At 40.5% G+C, this 23,783-nt stretch carries 22 protein-coding genes; all 22 read left to right on the forward strand.

What is annotated here, in order from left to right:
- Positions 1 to 2: 2 nt before the first annotated feature.
- The 22 genes from CVT08_RS00815 to nuoN all read left to right on the forward strand — a co-directional run bounded on the left by CVT08_RS00815 (position 3) and on the right by nuoN (position 23,781).
- Complete coding sequence (locus tag CVT08_RS00815) at positions 3 to 1,184, forward strand: glutathionylspermidine synthase family protein (RefSeq protein WP_107855909.1); 1,182 nt, start codon at positions 3 to 5, stop codon at positions 1,182 to 1,184.
- Positions 1,185 to 1,186: 2 nt separating this feature from the next.
- The gene (locus CVT08_RS00820) at positions 1,187 to 2,116 is read left to right on the forward strand and encodes a D-2-hydroxyacid dehydrogenase (RefSeq protein WP_107855908.1); all 930 of its coding nucleotides are present in this window, start codon (positions 1,187 to 1,189) and stop codon (positions 2,114 to 2,116) included.
- 3 nt (positions 2,117 to 2,119) lie between these two features.
- Positions 2,120 to 2,617 carry a YajQ family cyclic di-GMP-binding protein gene (locus CVT08_RS00825; protein WP_107855907.1) on the forward strand — a complete coding sequence of 166 codons (498 nt, stop codon included), beginning with the start codon at positions 2,120 to 2,122 and terminating at the stop codon, positions 2,615 to 2,617.
- Between the two features lie 273 nt (positions 2,618 to 2,890).
- On the forward strand, positions 2,891 to 3,682 hold the full coding sequence (locus tag CVT08_RS00830; RefSeq protein ID WP_107855906.1) for a DUF2314 domain-containing protein: 792 nt from the start codon (positions 2,891 to 2,893) through the stop codon (positions 3,680 to 3,682).
- 33 nt (positions 3,683 to 3,715) lie between these two features.
- A complete protein-coding gene (locus CVT08_RS00835; RefSeq protein WP_107855905.1) occupies positions 3,716 to 5,761 on the forward strand; it encodes a hypothetical protein in 2,046 nt (681 codons plus the stop codon).
- Between the two features lie 3 nt (positions 5,762 to 5,764).
- On the forward strand, positions 5,765 to 7,084 hold the full coding sequence (locus CVT08_RS00840) for a YrzE family protein (RefSeq protein WP_107855904.1): 1,320 nt from the start codon (positions 5,765 to 5,767) through the stop codon (positions 7,082 to 7,084).
- Positions 7,085 to 7,270: 186 nt separating this feature from the next.
- Complete coding sequence (locus CVT08_RS00845) at positions 7,271 to 8,635, forward strand: coproporphyrinogen III oxidase family protein (protein ID WP_107855903.1); 1,365 nt, start codon at positions 7,271 to 7,273, stop codon at positions 8,633 to 8,635.
- Positions 8,635 to 10,269 carry a multidrug ABC transporter permease/ATP-binding protein gene (locus tag CVT08_RS00850; RefSeq protein ID WP_107855902.1) on the forward strand — a complete coding sequence of 545 codons (1,635 nt, stop codon included), beginning with the start codon at positions 8,635 to 8,637 and terminating at the stop codon, positions 10,267 to 10,269. The genes CVT08_RS00845 and CVT08_RS00850 overlap by 1 nt, the downstream gene beginning before the upstream one ends.
- Positions 10,270 to 10,376: 107 nt before the next feature.
- Positions 10,377 to 10,766: an NAD(P)H-quinone oxidoreductase subunit 3 gene (locus CVT08_RS00855; protein ID WP_004318039.1), complete on the forward strand. Its 390-nt coding sequence runs from the start codon at positions 10,377 to 10,379 to the stop codon at positions 10,764 to 10,766.
- Positions 10,748 to 11,260, forward strand: coding sequence for a NuoB/complex I 20 kDa subunit family protein (locus CVT08_RS00860; RefSeq protein ID WP_012001120.1), 513 nt, complete (start codon positions 10,748 to 10,750; stop codon positions 11,258 to 11,260). Before CVT08_RS00855 ends, CVT08_RS00860 begins: the two co-directional genes overlap by 19 nt.
- Positions 11,257 to 12,021, forward strand: coding sequence for an NADH-quinone oxidoreductase subunit C (locus CVT08_RS00865; RefSeq protein WP_107855901.1), 765 nt, complete (start codon positions 11,257 to 11,259; stop codon positions 12,019 to 12,021). Before CVT08_RS00860 ends, CVT08_RS00865 begins: the two co-directional genes overlap by 4 nt.
- On the forward strand, positions 12,018 to 13,247 hold the full coding sequence (gene nuoD, locus CVT08_RS00870; RefSeq protein ID WP_107855900.1) for an NADH dehydrogenase (quinone) subunit D: 1,230 nt from the start codon (positions 12,018 to 12,020) through the stop codon (positions 13,245 to 13,247). The genes CVT08_RS00865 and nuoD overlap by 4 nt, the downstream gene beginning before the upstream one ends.
- Positions 13,244 to 13,474 carry an NADH-ubiquinone oxidoreductase subunit E family protein gene (locus CVT08_RS00875; protein WP_107855899.1) on the forward strand — a complete coding sequence of 77 codons (231 nt, stop codon included), beginning with the start codon at positions 13,244 to 13,246 and terminating at the stop codon, positions 13,472 to 13,474. The genes nuoD and CVT08_RS00875 overlap by 4 nt, the downstream gene beginning before the upstream one ends.
- Complete coding sequence (locus CVT08_RS00880) at positions 13,471 to 14,181, forward strand: hypothetical protein (protein ID WP_107855898.1); 711 nt, start codon at positions 13,471 to 13,473, stop codon at positions 14,179 to 14,181. The genes CVT08_RS00875 and CVT08_RS00880 overlap by 4 nt, the downstream gene beginning before the upstream one ends.
- Positions 14,178 to 16,478, forward strand: a complete 2,301-nt coding sequence (locus tag CVT08_RS00885) for an NADH-quinone oxidoreductase subunit G (RefSeq protein ID WP_107855897.1) — start codon at positions 14,178 to 14,180, stop codon at positions 16,476 to 16,478. Before CVT08_RS00880 ends, CVT08_RS00885 begins: the two co-directional genes overlap by 4 nt.
- Positions 16,471 to 17,466, forward strand: a complete 996-nt coding sequence (nuoH, locus tag CVT08_RS00890) for an NADH-quinone oxidoreductase subunit NuoH (protein WP_107855896.1) — start codon at positions 16,471 to 16,473, stop codon at positions 17,464 to 17,466. Before CVT08_RS00885 ends, nuoH begins: the two co-directional genes overlap by 8 nt.
- Before the next feature lie 8 nt (positions 17,467 to 17,474).
- Positions 17,475 to 18,113, forward strand: a complete 639-nt coding sequence (gene nuoI, locus CVT08_RS00895; RefSeq protein ID WP_107855895.1) for an NADH-quinone oxidoreductase subunit NuoI — start codon at positions 17,475 to 17,477, stop codon at positions 18,111 to 18,113.
- Positions 18,106 to 18,642 (forward strand): NADH-quinone oxidoreductase subunit J, encoded by a 537-nt coding sequence (locus CVT08_RS00900; protein WP_107855894.1) that lies wholly within the window; start codon positions 18,106 to 18,108, stop codon positions 18,640 to 18,642. The genes nuoI and CVT08_RS00900 overlap by 8 nt, the downstream gene beginning before the upstream one ends.
- A complete protein-coding gene (nuoK, locus tag CVT08_RS00905; RefSeq protein WP_004317991.1) occupies positions 18,639 to 18,941 on the forward strand; it encodes an NADH-quinone oxidoreductase subunit NuoK in 303 nt (100 codons plus the stop codon). The genes CVT08_RS00900 and nuoK overlap by 4 nt, the downstream gene beginning before the upstream one ends.
- Positions 18,942 to 18,944: 3 nt before the next feature.
- The gene (gene nuoL, locus CVT08_RS00910; RefSeq protein WP_107855893.1) at positions 18,945 to 20,783 is read left to right on the forward strand and encodes an NADH-quinone oxidoreductase subunit L; all 1,839 of its coding nucleotides are present in this window, start codon (positions 18,945 to 18,947) and stop codon (positions 20,781 to 20,783) included.
- A complete protein-coding gene (locus CVT08_RS00915; protein WP_107855892.1) occupies positions 20,783 to 22,294 on the forward strand; it encodes an NADH-quinone oxidoreductase subunit M in 1,512 nt (503 codons plus the stop codon). Before nuoL ends, CVT08_RS00915 begins: the two co-directional genes overlap by 1 nt.
- Positions 22,291 to 23,781 carry an NADH-quinone oxidoreductase subunit NuoN gene (gene nuoN, locus CVT08_RS00920; protein ID WP_107855891.1) on the forward strand — a complete coding sequence of 497 codons (1,491 nt, stop codon included), beginning with the start codon at positions 22,291 to 22,293 and terminating at the stop codon, positions 23,779 to 23,781. Before CVT08_RS00915 ends, nuoN begins: the two co-directional genes overlap by 4 nt.
- Positions 23,782 to 23,783: the final 2 nt, after the last annotated feature.

The following is a 23,783-nucleotide window of genomic DNA, read 5'->3' on the forward strand; positions in this document are numbered from 1 at the left end:
AAATGATAAATTTAAGAAAAATCACCCCGTTAAATAACGAATTTATGGAGAAAATCGGCTTTGCATGGCATACAGATAACGACAACAGCTCGTATATCGCAGATGAGATCGTGCAGGTAAGCGAAAAAGAGGCAAATGCCTACTACGAGGCGGCAAACGAGCTATATGATATGTATGTAAATGCCGCTCAGCACGTGATCGACAACAACCTTTTTCACGAGATAGGCATACCATTTAACCTTGTTGATATCATAAAAAATAGCTGGGAAAATGACGTTCACTGGCACCTTTACGGCAGGTTTGACCTAGCTGGCGGGCTTGATGGTAAGCCTATAAAGCTCATTGAGTTTAACGCCGACACGCCAACGGCAGTTTTTGAGACGGCGATCATCCAGTGGGCGATGCTAAAGCTAAATCACATGGACGAAGCAGCCCAGTTTAACGACCTTTACGAGTCGCTAAAGCAAAATTTCAAACGCCTTATCACGCTTGGCGACGAAGATGCGGACTTTGACGAGCTTTACGAGGGCTGGGGGATACTCTTTAGCAGCATCGCTGGCAGTATCGAGGACGAGCAGACCGTAAAACTTCTGCAATACATCGCAAAAGAGGCTGGCTTTAAAACAGACTTTGCCTACGTAGATGAGGTCGTTTTTGACGATAATGAGGGCATTTTTAAAGGTGAAGAAAATTTCGAGTATTGGTTCAAGCTTGTCCCTTGGGAGAGCATAGCGATCGATGAGGGCGAGCTAGCTCTAATACTCTCAAACATCGTCAAAAATCAAAAAGCTATTATCATAAATCCAGCCTACACGCTGCTTTTCCAAAGCAAAGGGATTTTAAAAATCCTTTGGGATCTTTATCCTAATCACCCGCTCTTGCTTGAGACCTCAAACGAGCCGCTAAAAGGTAAAAAATATGTGAAAAAGCCGGTATTTGGCAGAGAAGGTGCAAACGTCTCTATATACGATGAAAACGGCGCACAAATAGCAAGCAACGATGGCGAATACGACTCAAACAAAGCCATCTATCAAGAATTTTACGAGTTTAACCAAGATGAGGGGGGCGAGAGCTACCAAGCAGGCGTATTTTACGCTTATGAGGCATGCGCGCTTGGATATAGAAAGGGCGGTAAAATTTTAGATAACTACTCTAAATTTGTAGGACATTTCATTAAGGATTAAAGATGAAGATCGTTTGTTTAGACGCGGCCACGCTTGGCGAAAACGTTGATCTTAGTGTTTTTAAGAAATTTGGCGAGTTTATCAGCTACCAAAAAACTAAAAGCGATGAGGTCGTGCCACGTCTAAAGGGTGTTGATATCGTCATCACAAACAAGGTCGTCATCGACAAAGCCGTGATGGACGCGCTAAATTTAAAGCTTATCTGCATAAGCGCAACTGGTATGAACAATGTCGATCTAGAGCATGCAAAAGCTAAAAACATAGCCGTTAAAAACGTCGCTGGCTACTCAACCGCAAGCGTCGTGCAGCACACATTTGCCTTGCTTTTTGAGCTAACAAATCGCATAAAATTTTATGATGAGTACGTAAAAAACGGCGAGTGGGTGAAGAGTGAAATTTTCACCTATCTTGGCGCAGATATCAGCGAGATCGCTGGCAAAGAATTTGGCATCATCGGACTTGGTGAGATAGGACGCGGCGTGGCGGCAGTGGCACGTGCATTTGGCGCAAAGGTAAGCTACTACTCGACAAGCGGAGCAAATAAAAATAGCGAATTTAAGCAAAAAAGCCTAGACGAGCTACTAAGAAGCAGTGACATCATCAGCATCCACGCACCGCTAAATGAAAAGACTAGAAATTTACTAGGTATAAACAAGATAAATTTACTAAAAGATGATGTGATAGTGCTAAATTTAGGACGTGGAGGCATAGTGGATGAAGCGGCGATGGCAAGGGCGATATATGAGAGAAATCTGCGTTTTGGCACCGACGTTTTGGAGAGTGAGCCGATGAGCGAAAATAGCCCATTTTTAAATGTAAAAAAGAAGTCAAATTTACTCATCACACCGCATGTAGCATGGGGTAGCTTGGAGGCCAGAAAACGGCTGATCTCGCTCATAGTTAAAAATATAGAAGAATTTATAAAAGGATAGAAAATGGCAAGCGAACACAGCTTTGATATAAGTGCTGAGGTCGATATGATGGAGGTTAAAAACGCTCTTGAAACGGCTAAAAAAGAGATCACTGCGAGGTATGACTTTAAGGGACTTGCGGCCGAAGTAGAGCTAAATGAAAAAGAGAAATTTATAACGCTTCTTAGCTCAAGCGACAACAAGATAGATGCGCTAAAAGACATCGTGATCTCAAAGCTCATCAAGCGCAACATCCCACCAGTTGCGATCACAGAGACAAAAAGAGAGCCAGCAAGCGGAGGGAATTTAAAAGCGACGCTAAAGCTAAACGACACGCTTGATGGCGAAAACTCAAAAAAGATCACCAAAGCGATTAAAGACTCAAAGATCAAGGTGAGCGCGCAGATCAGGGGCGAAGAGATCAGGGTGACAAGCAAAAGCATAGATGATCTGCAGGAGTGTATAAAGCTGGTGAGGGGGTTGAACTTGGAGCTCCCAATTAGCTTTAAAAACCTAAAATAATGGCTTCTCGCGAGTGCCTTTAAATGAGCTAGAAAAATTCTCACTCCGCAGGCTAAGTGCCTAGTGCACGCTTGATTTTTCGTCGCAACATTTAAATCCATCTCACGATGTTTTTGTTTAAATTTGGTAAGTTGGCAGGCTAAATTTTTGAAATCGCCTAGCCTAGTTTTGCGAAACTGCCACTAAATTTTTCATTTAAAATTTAGATATTTAGCCTAAATTTCGCAGTTTTTTGCAAATTTACACTTAAATTTATTTCACTAAGGATAAAAAATGGGCTTTTTTAAGAAAATTTTTGGCAAGCAAATAGACCTTGGCGAGCAAATGCCGATCTATTTTGTAAGTAGCGACGAAGACTACATGCAGCGCGCATTTGAGCAGGCTCGTGAGAGCTTTAAGTATTTTTGGCGTGAGCTTTACTGGGAGCGCCGCAGGATCGTGCCCGGGCTTGACTATGCGATGGTAAAAATTTGCTTTCTTGACACCATAAACGGCGAAGAGGTGGGCGAGCACATGTGGATAAACGACGTGGAGTTTGACGGAGATACGATATATGGCACGCTTGTAAATGAGCCTGACACCGTGCAAAACGTGAAAGTCGGCGATCAAGTAAGTGCGAAGATAGATGAGATGAGCGACTGGCTTTTTGCCATTGGTGGGCGCGCATACGGCGGATTTAGCGTGCAGGCGATGCGATCACGCATGCAAAAAGATGAGCTAGCCGAGCATGACGCAGCTTGGGGGCTTGACTTTGGCGATTATAACGACATTTTGGTAGTTTTCGAGCAAAAAGAGCACCCAGAAAATTTGATCGAGCATCCGATGAGTAAAAATATGACCGAGCAGTTTGAAAACTACGCAAAAGAACACCCAAGCGTTGCCACAGACGCCGATGAGTTTGGATATACGCAGCTTCACCACGAGGCGATCGCTGGGAATTTAAACTTTGTAAATCTACTGCTGAAATACGGCGCTGATAAAAATGCCCGCACGAAAAGTGGCAAAACAGCGGCTGACTTTGCTGAAAATTTGGGTTGGGAGCACATCGCAAAGGTGCTTAGGTAGTTAAATTTGTAAATTTAAATAGGTAGTTAAAATTTGAATTGTCAAGAATTTTTTAATGAAAAAAATAACAGCATTGTTAGAATTGATGGTTTTATACAATTTTTACGAGACACGTTTCATGATCTTGATAGGCATGACAATGAATACGGTCAGCTAAGCGCTCTTTTACAGAAAGAACGAAGACTCTATTTGGAACTAAATAAAGGAGATTTTAATACAATATCACAAGAGCTTAAAAATGTAAGGCGTCAGATAAATTTTAATATTTTATCGATTAAAGACAAAATACGAAATGCTTTTAAGGATAAAAAATTTGAAGACAAAATTTTAAAAGCAAAAATCAGCAAACCATATATAGATAAATTACTAAATAGTAAATTAGATACTATAAAAAATGAACTGCTTGGTAGCGAGTTTTTTGCTTATTATTTATCTGATCTGCAATATAAAAAAGCATATGAGTTATCTAGAATTGAAGGGTTTAGATACTTTTTAGAAACAACTTTTTCTAATTGCAAAGATAAAGATTCAAGACAGGCAAAAATATTAAATTTGTTGATTGAAGAAAAGAAAAACCGCAACGATGTTAAAGATACAAAAAGTATAAAAGATAAAATAAAAAAAGAGATTGTAGAATTAAAAAAGGAAATTTCAGCTTTTTTATGTGAGAAAAGTAACATAGAAGAAAAATTTAAAAAATCAAGAATAAGCGACGAATATATTGCTAGAAAAAAAGAAGAATTACTAAACAAAGAAGCGTTTAAGATAAAAAATGAATTGCTATCTAATAAGAATTTTGAATATTATTTAATAAATTCTTTTGAACAAAAAAAATTAAAAGATCATTTAAACACTTTTTTAAAATTTCATCCAATAATACTATCTGGAATCAGCTTGGTTAGCATTATTTGTTATTTTGAGTATTTTGGTATTTTTATTGGTTACTTTCCAGTTTTAAGTGGTTCTGATATTTTTTATATTGGCGCATTATTGCTTTTTATTGTAGCTGTTTTTGCTAGTTTTGTTATATTGCCCGTGGCATTATATCCGTTGCATTATGAGAAATACTTATTGAACAATAAGACTAAAAAGTTGTATTTTTCTTGGCTTACTTTTATTCTTACTATTCCAGTAGCTTTTTTTGTTTTTTTGGTGTTACTTGTTCTATATTACATTCTTTTAAATTGTATTACATGGATTAATATTAATATCACTGATGTAAATACTGCTATTTGTACGGCTTTTATTCTTTATTTAATATTGTTATGTTTTCTGTATTATGTTATACACTACTTAGCTTATCCAGGAATGAGTGATAAAAAACTTTTTGTATTTTTTATATTATTTTTTGTAGCTGTTATAATGTTGGTATTTGCTACTTCTTTTTTTCAAAATAATTATGTACGTTATATATCTTTATCCCTTTTTCTTTTATTTTTTTATTTGATGCTGGTTATCGGTTTGTTATTGCTTACAAAAGACATATATAAAGAAAATAATGAAACATTGGTACAAATTTTAATTGTTATAGTTTCTTTATTTTCTCTTTTTTATTGCCCACAGTACGCAGCTCAATTATTTGATATAGGTAACGTAGAATATAAGTCTTTATCTATTGAAAAAAGTGCGTTAGGCGCTTTACCAGAAAAAATTTATGATATTGGCAAAATAATTCCTTTTGAAGGTAAAGAGGTTTTCTCGTATGTTGAAAATAATTTAAGTATCATAGGTAGTACTAAAAAAGATCAAAATCTTAGTATTAGTATTTCACCTAAATATTTAAGTTTTTCTTGTGTGAATAACAAGTGTAAAGATATAAATAAATCAAAAAACATAAAATTTGAAAATAATGTTTTGAGTTATCAATTAGGCAAAAATTACACAGAAGAAAACGTTACCGTCAAGATAGAGAAAAAAGAATATATAACTTATATAGAAAAACATGATGATACCGTTTGGCTTCACAATATAAAAGCTATTTCAACTCTTGGTAAGTTTTATTATTTAGAGACAAAAGATGGAATAAGATTCGAGCTTGACGCAAGTAAAATTATCTCAAGAGAGAAACAAGAAAGGTAAAATTTGAGCTACCAAGACATTTTAGATGAAAAAGATGAGAGCGTTAGAAACGCTAAAAAATTTGTAAATTTTTTAAAGGCAAATTTTTCAAACTGCGAGATAAGAAGCAGCAAACAAGCGCGTTTGATCGCTCTTTTAAACGAAGAAAACGACCTTTTTGATAGGCTAAATAGGACAAATTTTAATGAAGTTTCAAAAAGACTCGGCGAGATAAAAGAGCAGATCACTCTTGTTATTTTGGATATCAAAGATGATATCATAAAGGACTTTGGTGAGCAAAACTATGAAATTTACAAAAGGGCGCTCTCAAAAGAGCCAGAGGAGCTTGAAAAGGTCAAAAATGAGCTACTTTTAAACTCGTTTTTCGAGAGCCATTTGGGCGAGCACTCGGCAAATTTAAAGGCAAATTTCATAAAAGAGTGCGTTGCAAATTTCTTCAAACACTCAAATTTCATAGTGCCTATCATCAGCGTGCTTTGCTACTTTTTATATTTTGGTTTTGAGGTCGGATATTTTCCGAGTTTAGATAGCTCGGAGATGATATTTACAGGCATCTTGCTATTTTGCGCAACCGCATTTATCACTGTTTTTGAGATATTGGTCCTCGTTTTTGTCTCATTTTTGTACCAAAACGACGATAAAAAGCATAAATTTAAAAAGCCAAAATTTCTATTTTTTTATAACTCAAATTTCATCTACATTTTAACGCTCATCTCTTTTGCTATTTTGGCCTTTGCAGGCTACAAGCTAAACTACGGCTGGAGCACTATCTTGTCGATGTTTTTACTTTCCTACGTTGGAGTAAATTTGGCAGTTTTCTTTAAAGATAGATCAAAATTTATCATCTATCTTCTGTCATTTCTCATGATTTTACTCTTTATAATTTCAGTTATTATCTTAAAAAATGGCGGACTTTTGGCACTTTGGATACTCTTTTGCTCGTTCATGCTCTCTTTTATACTGGGCGCTTCTAGCATCAAAGAGACAAGGGATTTTTCATTTGTTTTCTACACTGCACTTTCGCTTATGATCGTTTCAAACTCGCTTTTGTTTATAAAATACACAGCAAAAACCTTTAACATAGGCGACGTGGATTATAAATTTTTACTTGTGGATAAAAGTGCGTTAAAGGCGCTACCAAGCTCACTTTGTGATGCAAAAGACAAAGAGCAAACGCCTTGTGAGATAGATGAAAAAGCGGTTAAAATTTATGATGTGAAGTCGCTTTGCAATATCGGTAAATTTTACTACCTTCAGACAAGAGACGGAGTGAAATTTGAGCTTGACTCAAGCAAGGTCATATCAAGGGTTAAAGAGAAGTAGGCTAAGCTTAAATTTATAGAGCAAAAGCGAGCCAGATATGTAAAAATCGCAGGTTTGTAAAAATGAAAAATTTAAAAATGATTGCATTTTTTTACTCAAAATTTACGTTAATACAAGGCTAAATTTATTAAAATTTGGCTATCCTAATGGACTAAATTAAAACTAACTTATTTAAGGCGATTAATTATGATTTTTAAAAATATTGTTGAGAGTTTTGCTGTAAATTACGCTCATAATTCTATACAAAAATCGCTATATAACGAATTTAACATAGACATTTTAAACACGACTTACACCAAAACTCCAAAAAAAGACAAAAAGTACATGCTCTACGCTCACGTGCCGTTTTGTCACACATTTTGCCCGTATTGCTCGTTTCACAAGTACCACTACGAGCAGGAGCTTGCGAAAATATACTTTGAAAATTTACGCGAGGAGATGAGGCAGATAAAGGAGGCTGGCTTTGACTTTACATCTCTTTATGTGGGTGGTGGCACGACGCTTATAAACGAGCCAGAGCTTGAAAAAACGCTAAAACTCGCAAAAGATCTCTTTAGCATAGAGGACGTCTCAGCTGAGAGCGACCCAAATCACATCTCGCCAGAGAGTTTAAGCCGTTTTGACGGCCTCATCGACCGCTTAAGCGTAGGCGTGCAAAGCTTTGATGATGAGACCTTAAAAAGAGTTGGCAGATATGATAAATTTGGCTCGGCTGAGGAGACAAAAAGAAAGATAGAGCAGGCTCTTGGCAAGATCCCAGTTATCAGCCTAGATCTCATCTTCAACCTACCAAATCAAACAAAAGAGCAGATAATAAACGACGTAAATGTCGCAAAATCAATATCTCCGCAGCAAATAACATTTTATCCACTGATGAAATCAGAGCTAACAAGAGAGAACATCGCTCGCGCACTTGGCGTCTCAAATGTCGATAACGAGCGCGAATTTTACGAGATCATCGTGAGCGAATTTTCTAAAGGCGGATATAGACAAAGCAACGCTTGGGCATTTTCAAATGAAAAAAGAGCAGACCTTCGCGACGAATATGTAGGCTCAAATTTAGAGTATGTGGGCGTTGGTAGCGGGGCATTTAGCTTCTTAAACGGCGAGCTAGTGATAAACGCCTTTAACCTACTTGACTACGGCAGAAAGGTCAAAGCAAGACAAAGCCCAGTCATCGCAAAATGCGCATTTAGCAAAAAAGAGAGACTAAAATATACATTTTTAACAAGGCTTTTTGACGGCGCCGTGGATATCAAAACCTACAACGAGCAAAACGAGGCAAACATCAACAAAGACCTGTTTATCGAGCTTAGCTTGCTAAAACTTGTAAATGCGATCTATGAAGAAAATGGCATTATCAAGCCGACATTTTTTGGCAAATACATCTGCGTCGTGCTCATGCGTGACTTCTACGCTGGCATGGATAAGGTGCGCGCGATATTTAAGGATGACGCGAAGATCAAACGCAGCAAAGTGCTTCACATCATGAGCGAAAATACCGAGCAAAAATTTGATCAAAACATCATTCAGCCACGCGCTGCGATGTAATGCTTGCGAATTTAATAAAAAGCAATCTTTTTTCAATAATCAAAATAGTGATCCTGACGCTTGCCTTTAGCGGGCTTGGCGTCTGGACGCTCTCTTTTATAAATAACGAACTTGTAAATTTAAAAGAATTTGACGCCTTTGTGGCGGTTAAATTTATAGCTATCTTGATCTTATTTTTCATAAGCGCCATCGCTGCAAATATCTCGCTTACAAATTTTGGACATAAATTTATCTACGAGCTTAGATATCAAAGCGTAAAGCAAATTTTAGACACGCCAAATAGCGTGATAAACGAGATCGGCAAGGCAAAGATCATAGCCAGTCTAAACAACGACATAAAGACGATCACATTTGCCTTTATGAGCGCTACTGGCTTCATACAAAGCCTAGTTTTCATCATTTGTGCTAGCTTTTATCTAGCCTACATCGCGCCAAAGGTTTTTATATTTAGTGCCATTTGGATCGGTGCGACGCTCGTTATAAACACGCTTTTGATGAAAAAGATCCACCTTTACTTTAGAGAGTCCAGAACCCAAGATGACGCACTGCAAAAGCACTATGACGACATCGTCGAGGGGCACAGAGAGCTAAGTCTAAATAGAGCAAGAGCGCAAGTCTGCTTTGATGAGCTAAATTTAACAGGCGACAAAAAGCGTCAAAGCATGGTAAAAGCGGACGTCTATCACGCGCTAAGTGATAATTTTACCAATGTAATGCTCCTTGGCGCAGTCGGACTTTGCGTATTTTTATGCGTGGCATTTGGCTGGGCGAGCCTGCAAACAGCGCTTAGCATAAGCCTTACGATACTATTTTTAAGAGGCTCATTTATGAGTATGGTTGGCTCCATACCAGCCGCACTTAGCGCAAAAGTGAGCCTAGAGAAGATAATGAACTTAAATTTAAATGAATTTAAGCAAGGCTTTAAATTTGATGATAGCCTAAGCGATGAGTGGCAAAGCATCAGGCTAAAGGATATAAATTTTAGCTACGAGCAGGGCAAATTTAGCCTAAAAGGGGTAAATTTAGAGATCAAGCGCGGCGAGATAACATTTATCATCGGTAAAAATGGCAGTGGCAAAAGCACGCTTATAAATATTCTCTGCGGCCTTCTTCACCCAAGTAGCGGCGAAATTTACCTTGATGGCACAAAGATAGATGAAGCAAATTTACAAAGCTATCAGGCAAAGATAAGCGCTATTTTTGCTGATTTTTATCTATTTTCGCAAACGCTCTGTCGTGATGGCTTTGCCAGCCAAAGCGATATAGAGGAGCTTTTAATGCTGCTTGAGATCGATAAAAAAGTAAGCGTTATAAATAACAAACTTAGCACCACGCAGCTCTCAACCGGCCAGCGAAAGCGCCTAAGCCTGCTAATAGCCATCTTAGAGCGCAGGTCTATCCTTATCCTTGATGAGTGGGCGGCCGATCAAGATCCGCTATTTAAGCGTAAATTTTACAAAGAAATTTTGCCATTTTTGCAAAGCAAGGGCATAAGCATCATCGCCGTGAGCCACGATGATAGCTACTTTGACATGGCGACTAGGATCATTTTAGTAAAAGATGGTTTTGTGCGCGAGCTTGATGAGAGTGAGCGTGCCAGCGCCGCAGAAGATGCCGTTGAGAAGATAAAATAAGAGTATTTTTTACACAAAAAGAGATTTGAGTGCGCTACTCTTGAGCTATTTCAAGATCAAATAAATTTAAATTTAGTAGAATTTTGAAAAATTAAAAAAGGCGAAGTATGTCACACTCAGAGCTTGACAGTACCTATCTTGGCGCTTTTATCATACTTTTGTTAGCTACTTGTTCATTTAGTCTGATAACATTTTTATCCTCAAAGATAAGCAAAAAGCTAGCCAACCGCAACACCGAGCGCCTAAAAGTAGGCTTTTACGAGTGCGGACCGACAACTGTAAAACAACCAAATAAGATAAATATCCACTACTTTTTTTATGGAATTTTATTTATTTTATTTGACGTTGAGGTCATTTTTATGTATCCGTGGGCGGTGGATTTTAGGCTGCTTGGGCTATTTGGGCTCATCGAGATGCTACTTTTTGTAGTGATCTTACTCATCGGCTTTGCTTACGCTTGGCAAAAAGGAGTCTTTAAATGGCAAAGCATCAGATAAACTATGCTGCAAATGGCGGCCTGCCAGTAGTTTTAACGACCGTTGATAAGCTCGTGCAGTGGGGCAGGAGCAACTCGCTATGGGCGCTTAGCTACGGGCTTGCTTGCTGTGCGATCGAGATGATGGCAAGTGGGGCGAGCAGATATGACTTTGATAGGTTTGGCACTATTTTTAGGGCTAGTCCAAGGCACTCGGAGGTGATGATCATAGCTGGCACGCTAACTAAAAAGCACGCTGAATTTACAAGGCGTCTTTACGACCAGATGCCTGAGCCAAAGTGGGTCATCTCGATGGGTAGCTGCGCAAACACTGGCGGTATGTTTAACACCTACTCAACCGTTCAAGGTGTAGATCGCATAATACCTGTTGATATCTACATCCCAGGCTGTGCCCCGCGCCCAGAAACGCTTCAGTACGCACTTATGATGCTTCAAAAAAAGATAAGAAAACAAAGTGCATTTAGGGCGCAAAAGCCAAGAAAGCTTGAGATATGAGAGAGTATAAGCCAAAAAATGACTTGCAAAAAAAGCAGTATTACAGCGAGAAATTTTATATCGCCAAGCAGACGCCAAAAGAGGCGGCAAGTGGCTCTAAATTTAACGAAGAACTTGCTGTTTTAGAACAAAGCGGAGTGCAAATTTTATCTAGCTACGTGGAGTTTGATCAGCTTGTTTTATATGTAAATTCTAGTGAAAATTTTAAGACCCTTGATACGCTAAAAGGCTTTGGCTACGAGCAGCTTTGCGAGCTTGCGGCGGTTGATCTTATAGCACAAAAAGGTGGATATGAGGTCTTTTATCAGCTTCTTAGCATCACTAAAAACAGGCGCACACGCGTAAAGTGCTTTGTTAAAAAGGACGAAATGCTAAAAAGCGTTTGCGAGCTTTATAAAAGCGCAAACTGGGCGGAGCGTGAGACGTATGATCTAAGCGGTGTTTTAATCAAAGATCATCCAAATTTAAAGCGTCTCATCATGCCTGATGACTGGCACTCACACCCGCTACTAAAGAGCTATCCGCTAGTTGGTGACGAGGCGGCGAAATGGTATGAGGTGGATAAAATTTTTGGAAGCGAGTTTAGAGAGCAGATCGGCGAAGAGAACCGCGATCCAGCCTTTATCGATGAGAAAGATACCTTTGGATTTTCACGTGTGTTTGATGAAAATGAAGACTACGAGTATCAAGAAGAAGGCGGCGTGAAATTTGTCAAAAAGGCTAAATTTAACCAAAGCCAGATAGTAAAGGAACGACCTTGAGCCAAGCACCAAACCGCTTAAAACCATTTTTTGAAAATTTAGAATTTGAGCAAAATGACGGCAAGATGATACTAAATTTTGGCCCGCAGCACCCAAGTGCACATGGTCAGCTAAAGCTTGTGCTTGAGCTTGACGGCGAAAAGGTCGTGCGCGCTATGCCAGAGGTTGGCTTTATGCACCGAGGTGTTGAAAAGATGGCTGAAAATATGACCTATCAGGAATTTATCCCAGTAACTGACAGGGTCGATTACATCGCATCGAGTGCGAATAACTACGCATTTTGCGCCGCTGTGGAGAAGCTTTGTGCTATCGAAGTGCCTCGCCGTGCGCAGATCATTAGAGTCATGCTTTTAGAGCTAAACCGCATCAGCTCGCACCTTTTATTTTTAGCTACGCACGCCCTTGACGTGGGGGCAATGAGCGTCTTTTTATACGCATTTAGAGAGCGCGAATACGTCCTTGATCTCATAGAAAAATACTGCGGCGCAAGGCTAACTCATAGCTCCATAAGGATCGGTGGTGTGCCGCTTGATCTGCCTGATGGCTGGTGCGAGGAGCTGCTTAAATTTTGCGAGAAATTTCCAAGCGACATCACGCTTTACGAAGATCTGCTAAGTGAAAATAGAATTTGGCAAGTAAGGCTAATAGACGTGGGCGTAGTTAGCAAAGAGCTAGCCCTTAGTAGCGGCTGCTCTGGCGTCATGCTAAGAGCAAGTGGTGTGGCGCGCGACATCAGAAAAGAAGAGCCATATCTCATCTACGACGAGCTAGAATTTGACGTGCCTTACGCCACCAAGGGCGACTGCTACGCAAGATACCTACTTTATATGAAAGAGATGCGCGAGTGCGTGAAAATTTTAAAGCAGTGCGTAAGCAAATATCAGACCAGCAGTCCTGCCATCATCGCCGACGCACCAGAGTATGTGAGCGCTTCAAAAGAGCAGATAATGAGCCAAAACTACTCGCTCATGCAGCATTTTGTGCTGATAACTCAGGGGCTAAAGCCACCAAAGGGCGAAATTTACTTTGCTAGTGAGTCGCCAAAGGGCGAGCTTGGAATTTATATAAACTCAGACGGCAGCGCAAGCCCATACCGCCTAAAAATTCGCACGCCAAGTTTTTGGCACTGCGCTATTTATGAAGATCTGCTTGTGGGTCAATACGTGGCCGATGTCGCTGCGATAATAGGCAGCACAAATATCATCTTAGGCGAGGTTGATAGATGAGAAAGGTTGATCTTAGGCATCTAAAGGGCGAGTTTTTGAGCGCTCTTGGACAGCAGATAAAGGCTAGCGAGCCAGACGAAGTGGTGATATTTTTGTTTGAGATAGGTGATTACAGCGGTGTTGAGAAAGCTGTAAATTTGGCTTATAACCTAAACTGCGAGGTGATGAACTCGCTTAAATTTAACCAAGTTGATTGGACATTAACGATAAAAAAGGGCAAGATATGAAATTTAATGATCTAGTAGCAGGCAAGAGCCTAAGTATCGCAAATTTACTAAGTTTGAGCGACAAAAATTTAGCAAAAAAGATAAAAGAGCACGAGTTTAAATACATCTCATGCTTTGAAGATAACGAGCTTGGCAGTAAAAATTTGATCCGCTGTGAGATAGGATCGATCAGCTATGTCTTAGCGCTTCTTTGTAAGTATGCAAATTTGGTGCAAAATGAGTTTTTTGACGAGCTTGATGATGGGCTCATAAGTGGCGAGTGTAACGTGGGAGAAGAGGAGTTTGAGGAGCTTGGCGAGTGGATAAAGGACGTTAAAAACGTGATCATCGATGACTCTTTTTTTACTCATCCAGATAAAGATGCGATCTTTTGGCTACTTGAAATTTTAGGCAAAAATGTCGTCTTAGCAGGCGGCGAAGTGAGAGAATTTGCAGCAGGCGGCGAAGTTGGCGAGCTAAGAGAGCTTGATAACTTTGACGGAGCGGTCGTCTATCTAAACAAAAACGCAAGCGACGAGATCGTGGGCGGCGTGCAGTTTGGCATAGTGGCAAAGGCAAAGGATGGCGAAACCTTAAATTTAAAGGCAAAAGACTTTAGCGTGAGTGCTAAATTTAGGCTTGATCCAGCGCTAAAAGGCACGGTTGCCGTGCTTGGCGCAAAAGAGTTTGATGGATATGCATTTAAACAAGTAGTAGTTAGCAAATGAAAATCACCATAAACGATCAAATTTTAGAGGCTAGCGAGGGCGAGAGCATCCTAAACATCGCAAGGGCAAATGGCATCTACATCCCTGCGCTTTGCTACCTTAGCGGCTGTTCGCCAACGCTTGCTTGCAGGCTTTGCATGGTCGAGGCAAACGGCAAAGTGGTCTATAGCTGCAACGCCAAAGCCAAAGAGGATATGCAAATTTATACAAATACGCCAGAAATCGCTGCCGAGCGAAATGCGATCATGCAGACCTACTGCGTCAATCACCCCCTTCAATGTGGCGTTTGCGATAAAAGCGGCGAGTGTGAGCTGCAAAATTTAACTACGATCTTAAATGTAAAAGGGCAAAATTTTGCCATTACAGACACGCACAAACCGCACAAAAAATGGGGACTCATAAACTACGACCCAGCTCTTTGCGTGGTCTGCGAGAGGTGCGTGACGGTTTGTAAAGATAAGATCGGAGAAAGTGCGCTAAAAACGGTGCCAAGAGGCGTTGAAGTGCCAAAAGAGCTAAAAGATAGCATGCCAAAAGATGCCTACGCCGTATTTAGCAAGATGCAAAAGAGCCTAATTGGCCCAAGCGTTGGCGAAAATTTGGACTGCTCGTTTTGTGGCGAATGTATAAGCGTTTGCCCTGTTGGAGCGCTTGTTAGTTCAAATTTTCAGTATAGCTCAAACGTCTGGGAGCTAAGCCGTGTCCCAGCGGCAAATCCGCACCAAAGCGACTGCGAGCTCATTTTTTATGACGTAAAAGAAAAGAGCACTAGCGATAGAAGGGCTCAAATTTATCGTGTGAGCAATGACTTTCACTTTGGCGAGATAAGTGGCGCTGCTAGGTTTGCCTACGACTTTCACAACGAAAATGCCCGCAAAAATGAGACGAAATTTAACGAGCTCATTTCAAATTTTAAAAACGGCAACATAAAAAATATAAAATTTAATAGCTTCATAACAAACGAAGAGGCGCTTATTTTGGAGCGCTTGAGGGAGAAATTTGATCTAAATTTACTAAACGATGAGGCTTTTAAATTTCAAAATTTCATAAATATTTTTAGCGAATTTAGCGGTCTTAGCTCATATAACGCAGACTACGAGAGCCTAAAAAATAGCGACTTTATCATCACTGCTGGCAGCTTCTTGCGCCATGAGAGCCCAGTGACAAGCTATAAGTTAAATAACGCCCTAAAAATGAATAAAGCTAGTGGAATTTACTTTCATCACATCGCCGATGAGGTGGTAAAGAAATTTTCAAAGAATTTCGCCTGTGTGAGCCATGAGGCTGGGGATTTGGAGCAAATTTTACTCTTTGTGCTTAAAAACTGGGGCGAAAATTTACCAGCAGCACTTCAGGCAAGAGTTGAAAAATTTGATGAAAACTTTGGCTTAGAAGTAGCTGCCCTCTGCGAGGGCAAGGCTAAATTTACGCTCATTTTGGGTAGTGACTTTTACGCTCATGAAAATGCAAATTTACTTGCCGCTCTTGCTGGAGTGATCGCAAGATCTACGCCCTTTGCTGTGATGCTAATACCGCCTCGCACAAACTCGCTTGGCGTGGCTAAAATTTGCACGCTTTCACGCGAGAAAAAGCCTGGCAAGACGCTAGGATACAATGAAATGGGCGAGTTTAAATTTAGCATTTTTGAGGGCGACCTTGACGCTGGTGCGCTAAATCAGCAAGAGGGCACATTTACAAGCATAAATAACGAAGTAGTGCCGACAAATGCGGCTTTGGCACATGGTGGCTACTTTTTAAACGACATCACAAACGCACTTGGACTGGCGGCTAAAAATACGATTGATTATACAGCGCAGCTACCAAAGAAGAAGGGCTATAAGGGCGTTAAATTTGATGATTTAGAAAATTTTTACGCAAATGATGGCACAAGTCATAGAGGCTACAAGCTTGAAATCTCAAATTTCACGCCAAAAGAGGATATAGAGCCACTTTTTAAAGAGAAAAATGAGCTAAATTTAAAAGAAGATGAAGCGCTAATAAGCCTTGCAAATCCTATAAATTTACCTTCATTTTTTGCAAACTATGCTATCGGGACCGCAAAACGCGCGAAACTTTACGCAAGTAGCGAGTTTATGGCTAAATTTGAAATTTCACAAAATAAAGCGATCATTTTAGAAAAAAATGGGCAAAAGCTTGCCATTTGTGTGGAGCTTGATAGCGAGCTAGGAGGCATTGGCGCCTATCTTGGCGACTACGACGAGAAGCTTGATGTAAGCGCCATTTTTGAGGGTAACTGCTACGCTAGCGTAAAAATAATAAAGGCAGAGAATGAGTGAAATGCTATTTTTCGTGATAACAACTATTGTTAAAGCAGTCGTCATCTTAGCCGTCATGGCGAGCCTTGCAGGACTTGCGACTTATGCTGAAAGAAAGGTGCTTGCCTACATGCAGCGCCGCGTGGGACCTGATATGGTAGGGCCTGCTGGCGTGCTTCAGATCGTGGCTGACATGATAAAACTCTTTACAAAAGAGGATATCCTCCCAGCAAATGCAAATAAATTTATCTTTTTAATAGCCCCTCTCATCTCTGCTATCGCGGCATTTGCAGCGCTTGCGCCGGTGCCATTTTTGCCTGAGTTTGAAATTTTTGGGCATACGATTAGACCGATACTTGCTGACATAAACGTAGGCGTTTTATATATCGCTGGCGTGGCAGCGGTTTGCGTCTTTTCGCCACTTGCAGCAGGCCTTGCAAGCTACAATAAATTTGCACTAATCAGCGCTGCTCGTGCAGTCGTATCGCTTCTTAGCTTCGAAGTGGTCGCTGGTATGGCGCTTTTAAGCGTTGTCATGGTGACTAGCTCACTCTCGTTAGTTGATATAAACAACTACCAAAAAGGCATATTTAACTGGCTCATCTTCAAGCAACCCCTAGCCTTCGTGCTTTTCGTGATGGCAAGCTTTGTGGAGTGCAACAGAACGCCATTTTGTCTAACAGAAAACGAGACCGAGATCGTAGCAGGTTATGGCACCGAGTATAGCGGCATGAGATGGGCGATGTTTTTCATCGGCGAATACACAAACATGATCGCAGCAAGCATCATCATAACGCTCCTATTTTTGGGTGGTTTTAACGAGTTTTTATTTATCCCGGGTGCTTTGATGATCATCTTAAAATCAAGCCTAGTCTTTTTCTTTTTTCTCTGGACGAGGGCGTCGTGGCCACATCTAAGGGTTGATCAGCTTAGTATGCTTTGCTGGAAAATTTTACTTCCGCTTGGCATCTTAAATGTCGTAATCACCGGCTTTGCACTACTTATCTAAGGCGTAAAATGAGCGAGAAAAGATATATTTTGATAGACGAAAAGATAGAGCCAAAAGGGGCATTTGATAAATTTAAGCACTTCATCGCCGCTACTTTTAAGCTTGATCTTTTAGTGGGGCTAAAGATCACGCTAAAGCAGATGCTCTTTAGCAAGTCGCACACTCTAAAATACCCTATGCAAAAGATGCAGCTAAACGCCAGATATAGGGGAATTCATAGGCTTTTAAAATTTGTTGAAAGCGAAAATGAGCGCTGCATAGGCTGTGGATTATGCGAGAAAATTTGCGTTAGCAACTGCATCTCGATGAAAACTTCGCTTGGCGAAGATGGTCGTAAAAAGGTCGCAAGCTATACGATAAATTTAAGCAGGTGCGTCTATTGCGGATTTTGCGCTGATGTCTGCCCTGAGCTTGCTATCGTCTGCGGGCAAGAATATGAGGTCGCAAGTGAAAATAAAATCCTCTTTGGCACAAAGGCTGAGTTTTTAACAGATGATAAATTTTTAAAAGATCAAACCGAGTTTGAGGGCTATGGTGCACTACCTAAAAATGCTGATAGCTTGGTGAAAAAGACGCCAAATGCGCTTACAAATGATGATAAGGCAGAAGTGATGGATATAAATTTAAAAGGGTCAAGCGATGTATGAGAGCTTTGCATTTTATCTTTTTAGCGCCCTTATATTAGTTAGTTTTTCTTTTAGCGTGTTTTGTAAAAACGCCCTAAATGCGGTCTCTGCGCTAGCTGCTGGCATGGTTTTTATCTCGGCTATATTTTTCTTGCTTGGGGCTGAGTTTTTAGGCGTGGTGCAAATCGTCGTCTATACAGGCGCAGTGGTCGTTTTATACGCATTTGCGATGATGTTTTTTGACACCAGCAAGGAGTGCGAGCCAAAAAGTGGCAAAAAAGCAAAGATCATCATCTATCTTTTAAGCAGCTTCATAGCGCTTCTTTTGATATTTATCTTTTTAGCGCCGATCTATAGCGCAAAGCAAGAGGTGGTAAATTCTACCCTTGCTAGCCTTGGCAATATCGAAGCGGTTGGAATTTTGCTCTTTAGCAAGTATCTGCTAGCCTTTGAGATGTGCGCTATCATGCTACTTGTGGCGATGGTGGCTGGCATCATTTTGATACATAAAGATATGAACGCACAAAGCAGCCTTGAGGAGATGCTATGATAGGACTTACTCACTACCTCATCCTAGCAAGCCTAGTCTTTGTCATAGGGCTTGTTGGCATAATGAGAAGAAGAAATTTGATAATGCTATTTTTCTCAAGCGAAATTTTACTAAACTCAGCAAACATCGCACTTGCAGCTATCTCGAAATACTACTTTGATCTAACTGGGCAGATCATCGCATTTTTTATAGTAGCCATCGCTGCTAGCGAGGTCGCTGTGGGGCTTGGGCTGCTCGTGCTTTGGTATAAAAAGACTGGCAGCATCAGTTTAGATTCGATGACAAATATGAAAGGCTAAGAGATGATTTTATTTTGTATTTCGCTATTTTTTCCGCTTCTTAGCTTCATTATAGCTGGCATCTTTTCGCATAGCAGTAAGAATTTATTTATCGGTCTTTTTTGCTCGCTTCTCATGATCGCTAGTGCCACAGCTTCGCTTATGCTAACGGCTAGCCTTAGCGTAGATGAGCCTTTAAATTTAACCATAAAAGAGTTTATAAACTTAGGCTCGCTTGATCTTAGCTTTAGCTTCTACCTTGACGCGATTAGCCTTGTGATGCTTAGCACCGTGGGCGTGGTCGCTAGCATCGTGCATATCTACTCCATTGGCTACATGAGAGATGACGCGAGTTTTAACCGCTTTTTTAGCTACCTTGGGCTCTTTGTCTTTTGCATGAACGTCCTTGTATCAAGCGATAACTTCATAGGGCTCTTTATCGGCTGGGAGGGCGTTGGTCTTTGCTCGTGGCTGCTCATTGGCTTTTGGTATAAAAGGCCTAGCGCAAACGTCGCTGCAAACGAAGCTTTCGTGATGAATAGAGTGGCTGACCTTGCCATGCTTGTTGGCATTTTTTATATATTTTATAGCTTTGGCTCACTTAAATTTAGCGAGGTTTTTAACGCTAGAAGCGACCTTTCTGGGCTAAATTTAGGCGTCATCGCCACGCTACTTTTTATAGGTGCCATGGGTAAAAGCGCGCAGTTTCCATTTCACACTTGGCTTGCAAACGCCATGGAGGGACCAACGCCGGTTTCTGCCCTCATCCACGCTGCGACCATGGTAACAGCTGGCGTCTATCTAGTCATACGTGCAAATTTCATCTTTGCAAATGTGCCTGAAGTATCGCACTTTATAGCCTGCCTTGGCGCATTTGTAGCGGTATTTGCCGCAAGCATCGCGCTAGTGCATAATGATCTTAAAAAGATAGTCGCCTACTCGACGCTTTCGCAGCTTGGATATATGTTTGTAGCCGCTGGTCTTGGCGCTTATAAGATCGCACTTTTTCACCTTGTCACGCATGCATTTTTCAAGTCGCTTCTATTTTTGTGCGCTGGCAACGTCATGCATGCGATGAATGACGAGCTAAATATCAAAAAAATGGGCGGACTTTATAAATTTATGAAGCCAACAGCACTTCTTTCTATCATCGCAAGCTGCGCGCTGGCTGGCTTTTATCCATTTGCTGGCTTTTTTTCTAAAGATAAAATTTTAGAGGTCGCCTTTAGTGAAGATAAAATTTTGTGGGTCGTCTTGCTATTTGGCGCGGTGCTTACGGCATTTTATAGCTTTAGGCTTGTCATGCTAGTCTTTTTTGCAAAGCCAAAGAGCGACACTCACACACATGAAGCCAAAAACTACATGCTTGTTGGCATGAGTGTGCTCGGCGTTCTCTCGGTCATTAGTGGCTTTTTTTGGAGCAACTTTAGCGAGTTTTTAAGTAATAGCCTTGGGGATTTTAAGCTAAATTTATCTCACAGCAGTGAAATTTTCTTACTCGTTTTAACGCTTGGCTTAGTTCTTGCAAGCGCTGGCTTTGCTGTCTTTGCTTATAAAAAAGAAATTTTTAAAGAGAGCATTTGCGAAAGCAAAATTTATAAAATTTTGCAAAATGCCTACTTTATACCAAAATTTTATGAGAAATTTTTTATAAATGGCTACGCTTTAATCTCTAAAATTTGTAAGAAATTTGATGAGATGATAGTTGATAAAAGTGTTGATTTTGTAGCACTTTTGGTTACTAAATTTGCATATCTTGCAAACAAAATGCAAAGTGGCGATCTTAGCGTCATGCTTAGATTTATGGTCGCTGGATTTGCCTTGCTTTTAAGCTTTATATTTTTATTAAACGGAGCCAAATAATGCTAAGTGTCATCATATTTTTTCCAGCCATAAGCGCAATACTTGGCTTTTTGATAGAAAATAAAAGCATCAAATTTTATGGAGCAAGCATCGCGCTAATCGAGCTTTTGCTTGCCATTTTTATCTGCGTCAATGTCGATTTTCAGGGTTATGACTTTGTTTTAACGCATCAAGTCTCGCTCATACCAAGCCTAAATATCAGCTACTTTGTCGGCATCGACACCATCTCACTTGTGCTTATAGTCCTTAGCGCATTTATGAGCTTCATCTCTATCGCCGCACTTAGTGATGATGGAAATTTAAAGCACCTGGTTATTAGCGTGCTATTTTTAGAGAGCACGATGATGGGCGTCTTTAGCGCGCTTGATATGATCTTGTTTTACAGCTTTTGGGAGCTTAGCCTCATACCGCTTCTTTACATCATCGGCGCATTTGGTAGTAAAAATAGAATTTACGCTGCGATTAAATTTTTTATCTACACATTTTTGGGCTCTGTCTTTATGCTAGTGGCGATCATCTTTATCGGCTATCTGTGCTACCAAAAAAGCGGCGTCTTTAGCTTTAACCTGCTTGATTGGTACAAGCTTGGCATCGGAGAAAATGCTCAAATTTGGCTATTTTTAGCATTTTTCTTCGCTTTTGGCGTGAAAACTCCACTATTTCCATTTCACACGTGGCTACCTTACGCACACGGACAGGCTCCGACTATCGGTTCGGTGCTGCTTGCTAGCGTGCTTTTAAAGATGGGTACTTACGGCTTTGTGAGATTTTCACTTCCACTTTTTCCAGATGCGAGCCTACTTTTAAGCGGCTTTGTCTGCGTCATAGCTATCATCATGATCATCTACGCAGCCCTTGTTGCCTACGCGCAAAGCGATATGAAGCAAGTGATCGCTTATAGCTCCATTTCACACATGGGCGTCATCATGCTTGGCATCTTTTCACTAAATTTAATAGGCCTTGGCGGCTCAATATTTTTAATGATAAGCCACGGTATCGTAAGTGGCGCGCTATTTTTATTAGTTGGCGTCATCTACGAGAGAGCTCACACAAAAGAAATTTGCGAATTTGGCGGTCTTGCCAAGGTGATGCCAAAGTATGCGCTTATATTTTTTATAGCAACGCTTGCAAGTATCGGTCTGCCACTAACGATCGGCTTTGTGGGCGAGTTTTTAAGCCTGCTTGGCGTATTTAAGCTAAACAAGCTCTTTGCGCTACTTGGTGGCTTTAGTATCATTGTGGGCGCTGTTTATATGCTGGTACTTTATAAAAGGGTCTTTTTTGGCGAGTGCAAGGAGAAAAATTTAAGCCTAAAAGATCTAAATTTTAAAGAGCTAGCCGCTCTTGTGCCACTTTGCTTGCTCATAATCGCTCTTGGTATAGCACCAAATTTGATATTAAAGCCACTTGAGCCAAGTGTGCAAAATATCATAAGCAAAATGCAAACTAGAGCTGTAAATAGCGGCACAAAGGATAAAATTTCATCTTTAAATGGCGGGAGCAAACTATGAACGAAATAGCCTTTTTAGACCTAAAAGAGATCTCGCTACAATCACTCTCGCCGATGCTTAGCATGATGGTTTTTGCACTTTTTATCCTCATAGTTGGAGCGATAAAAAAGGATCTTTCGAGGAATTTCTACTGCGTATTTTGCATCATCGCTATATTTGTAAATTTAGGCATTACGCTCGATTTTAACGGGCTTAGCCTAAGCTTTTGGGATATGCTTTTAGTCGATGGAATTTCTATCATCTCGCAGATCATTATCTTAATCGCCTCAGCCCTTTTCATCCCGCTGGCACTTAGCACAAAAGAGTATTTTGAGTATAAAATTTACGAGTATTACGCGCTATTTTTGTTTATGATCGCTGGATTTTTGTTTATGGTGAGCTCAAACAACCTACTTATCATCTTTTTAGGCCTTGAGATCAGCTCGCTTTGCCTCTACACCCTAATCGCCCTTCACAACAAAGCAAAAAGCGTCGAGGCTGCCATCAAATACTTTGCGATGGGCTCGCTCTCAGCTGGCTTTTTTGCGATGGCGATAGCGATGTTTTATCTAGCAACAAACTCAATAGACATCGCTCGCATAGGCGTTGTCATAAAAGATCTTAGCCTAAATCAAAACTTAATAATCTTGCTCGGTTGTGTTTTCATAGCTTCAGCCATTGGCTTTAAGCTCTCGCTCATACCATTTCACACATGGATACCAGACGTTTATGAGGGCTCAAATGCCCCGCTTGCTGGCTATATGTCGATCGTGCCAAAGGTGGCGGGCTTTATCGTTGCGTTAAGAATTTTTGCGATGCTTGAGGGCTCTGGAATCTCATGGATAAAAGATATGCTCTACATCATCGCCGTGCTTACGATGAGCCTTGCAAACATCATGGCGCTAGTGCAAAAAGACGTTAAAAGGATGCTCGCTTTTAGCTCGATAGCTCACGCTGGTGTTGTGCTTTGCGCACTTGTGGCAAATTCTCACGAGGCAAATGTCGCCTTGTTTTTTTACTGGATCATGTTTTTGTTTGCAAATTTGGGCGCATTTTCTATGCTCTGGGTCGCAAGGTGCGACGACGTCGTCTGCTGGGACAAGCGCTTTAAGCACCCGTATGAGAAATTTTCAGGCCTTATTAAAATTTTGCCAAGTTACGCCGTGATAATGGGAATTTTCATGATCGCCCTTGCTGGCATACCACCTTTTAGCGTATTTTGGGGCAAGATGGTGCTTATCTCATCGCTCATAAAGTCTGATTACGTCGTGCTTAGCCTCATCATCATGATAAACTCAGCGATTGCTATTTATTACTACCTAAAGCTCATCGTCTTTATGTTTTTAAAAGAGCCTATCGTAAAAGATAAAAATATCTACATCTCAAACGTCTCGATGGCGCTAAAAGTGATCGTTGGAGTTGCCGTTGCTGGCACGGTCTTTGCCTTTTTATTTTCTGGAGCGATTTTGGAATTTATCGAGCATTTTGTCTTTGCTTCAGGATTTTAGAA

This window comes from Campylobacter concisus (assembly GCF_003048835.2).
Taxonomy (GTDB): domain Bacteria; phylum Campylobacterota; class Campylobacteria; order Campylobacterales; family Campylobacteraceae; genus Campylobacter_A; species Campylobacter_A concisus_D.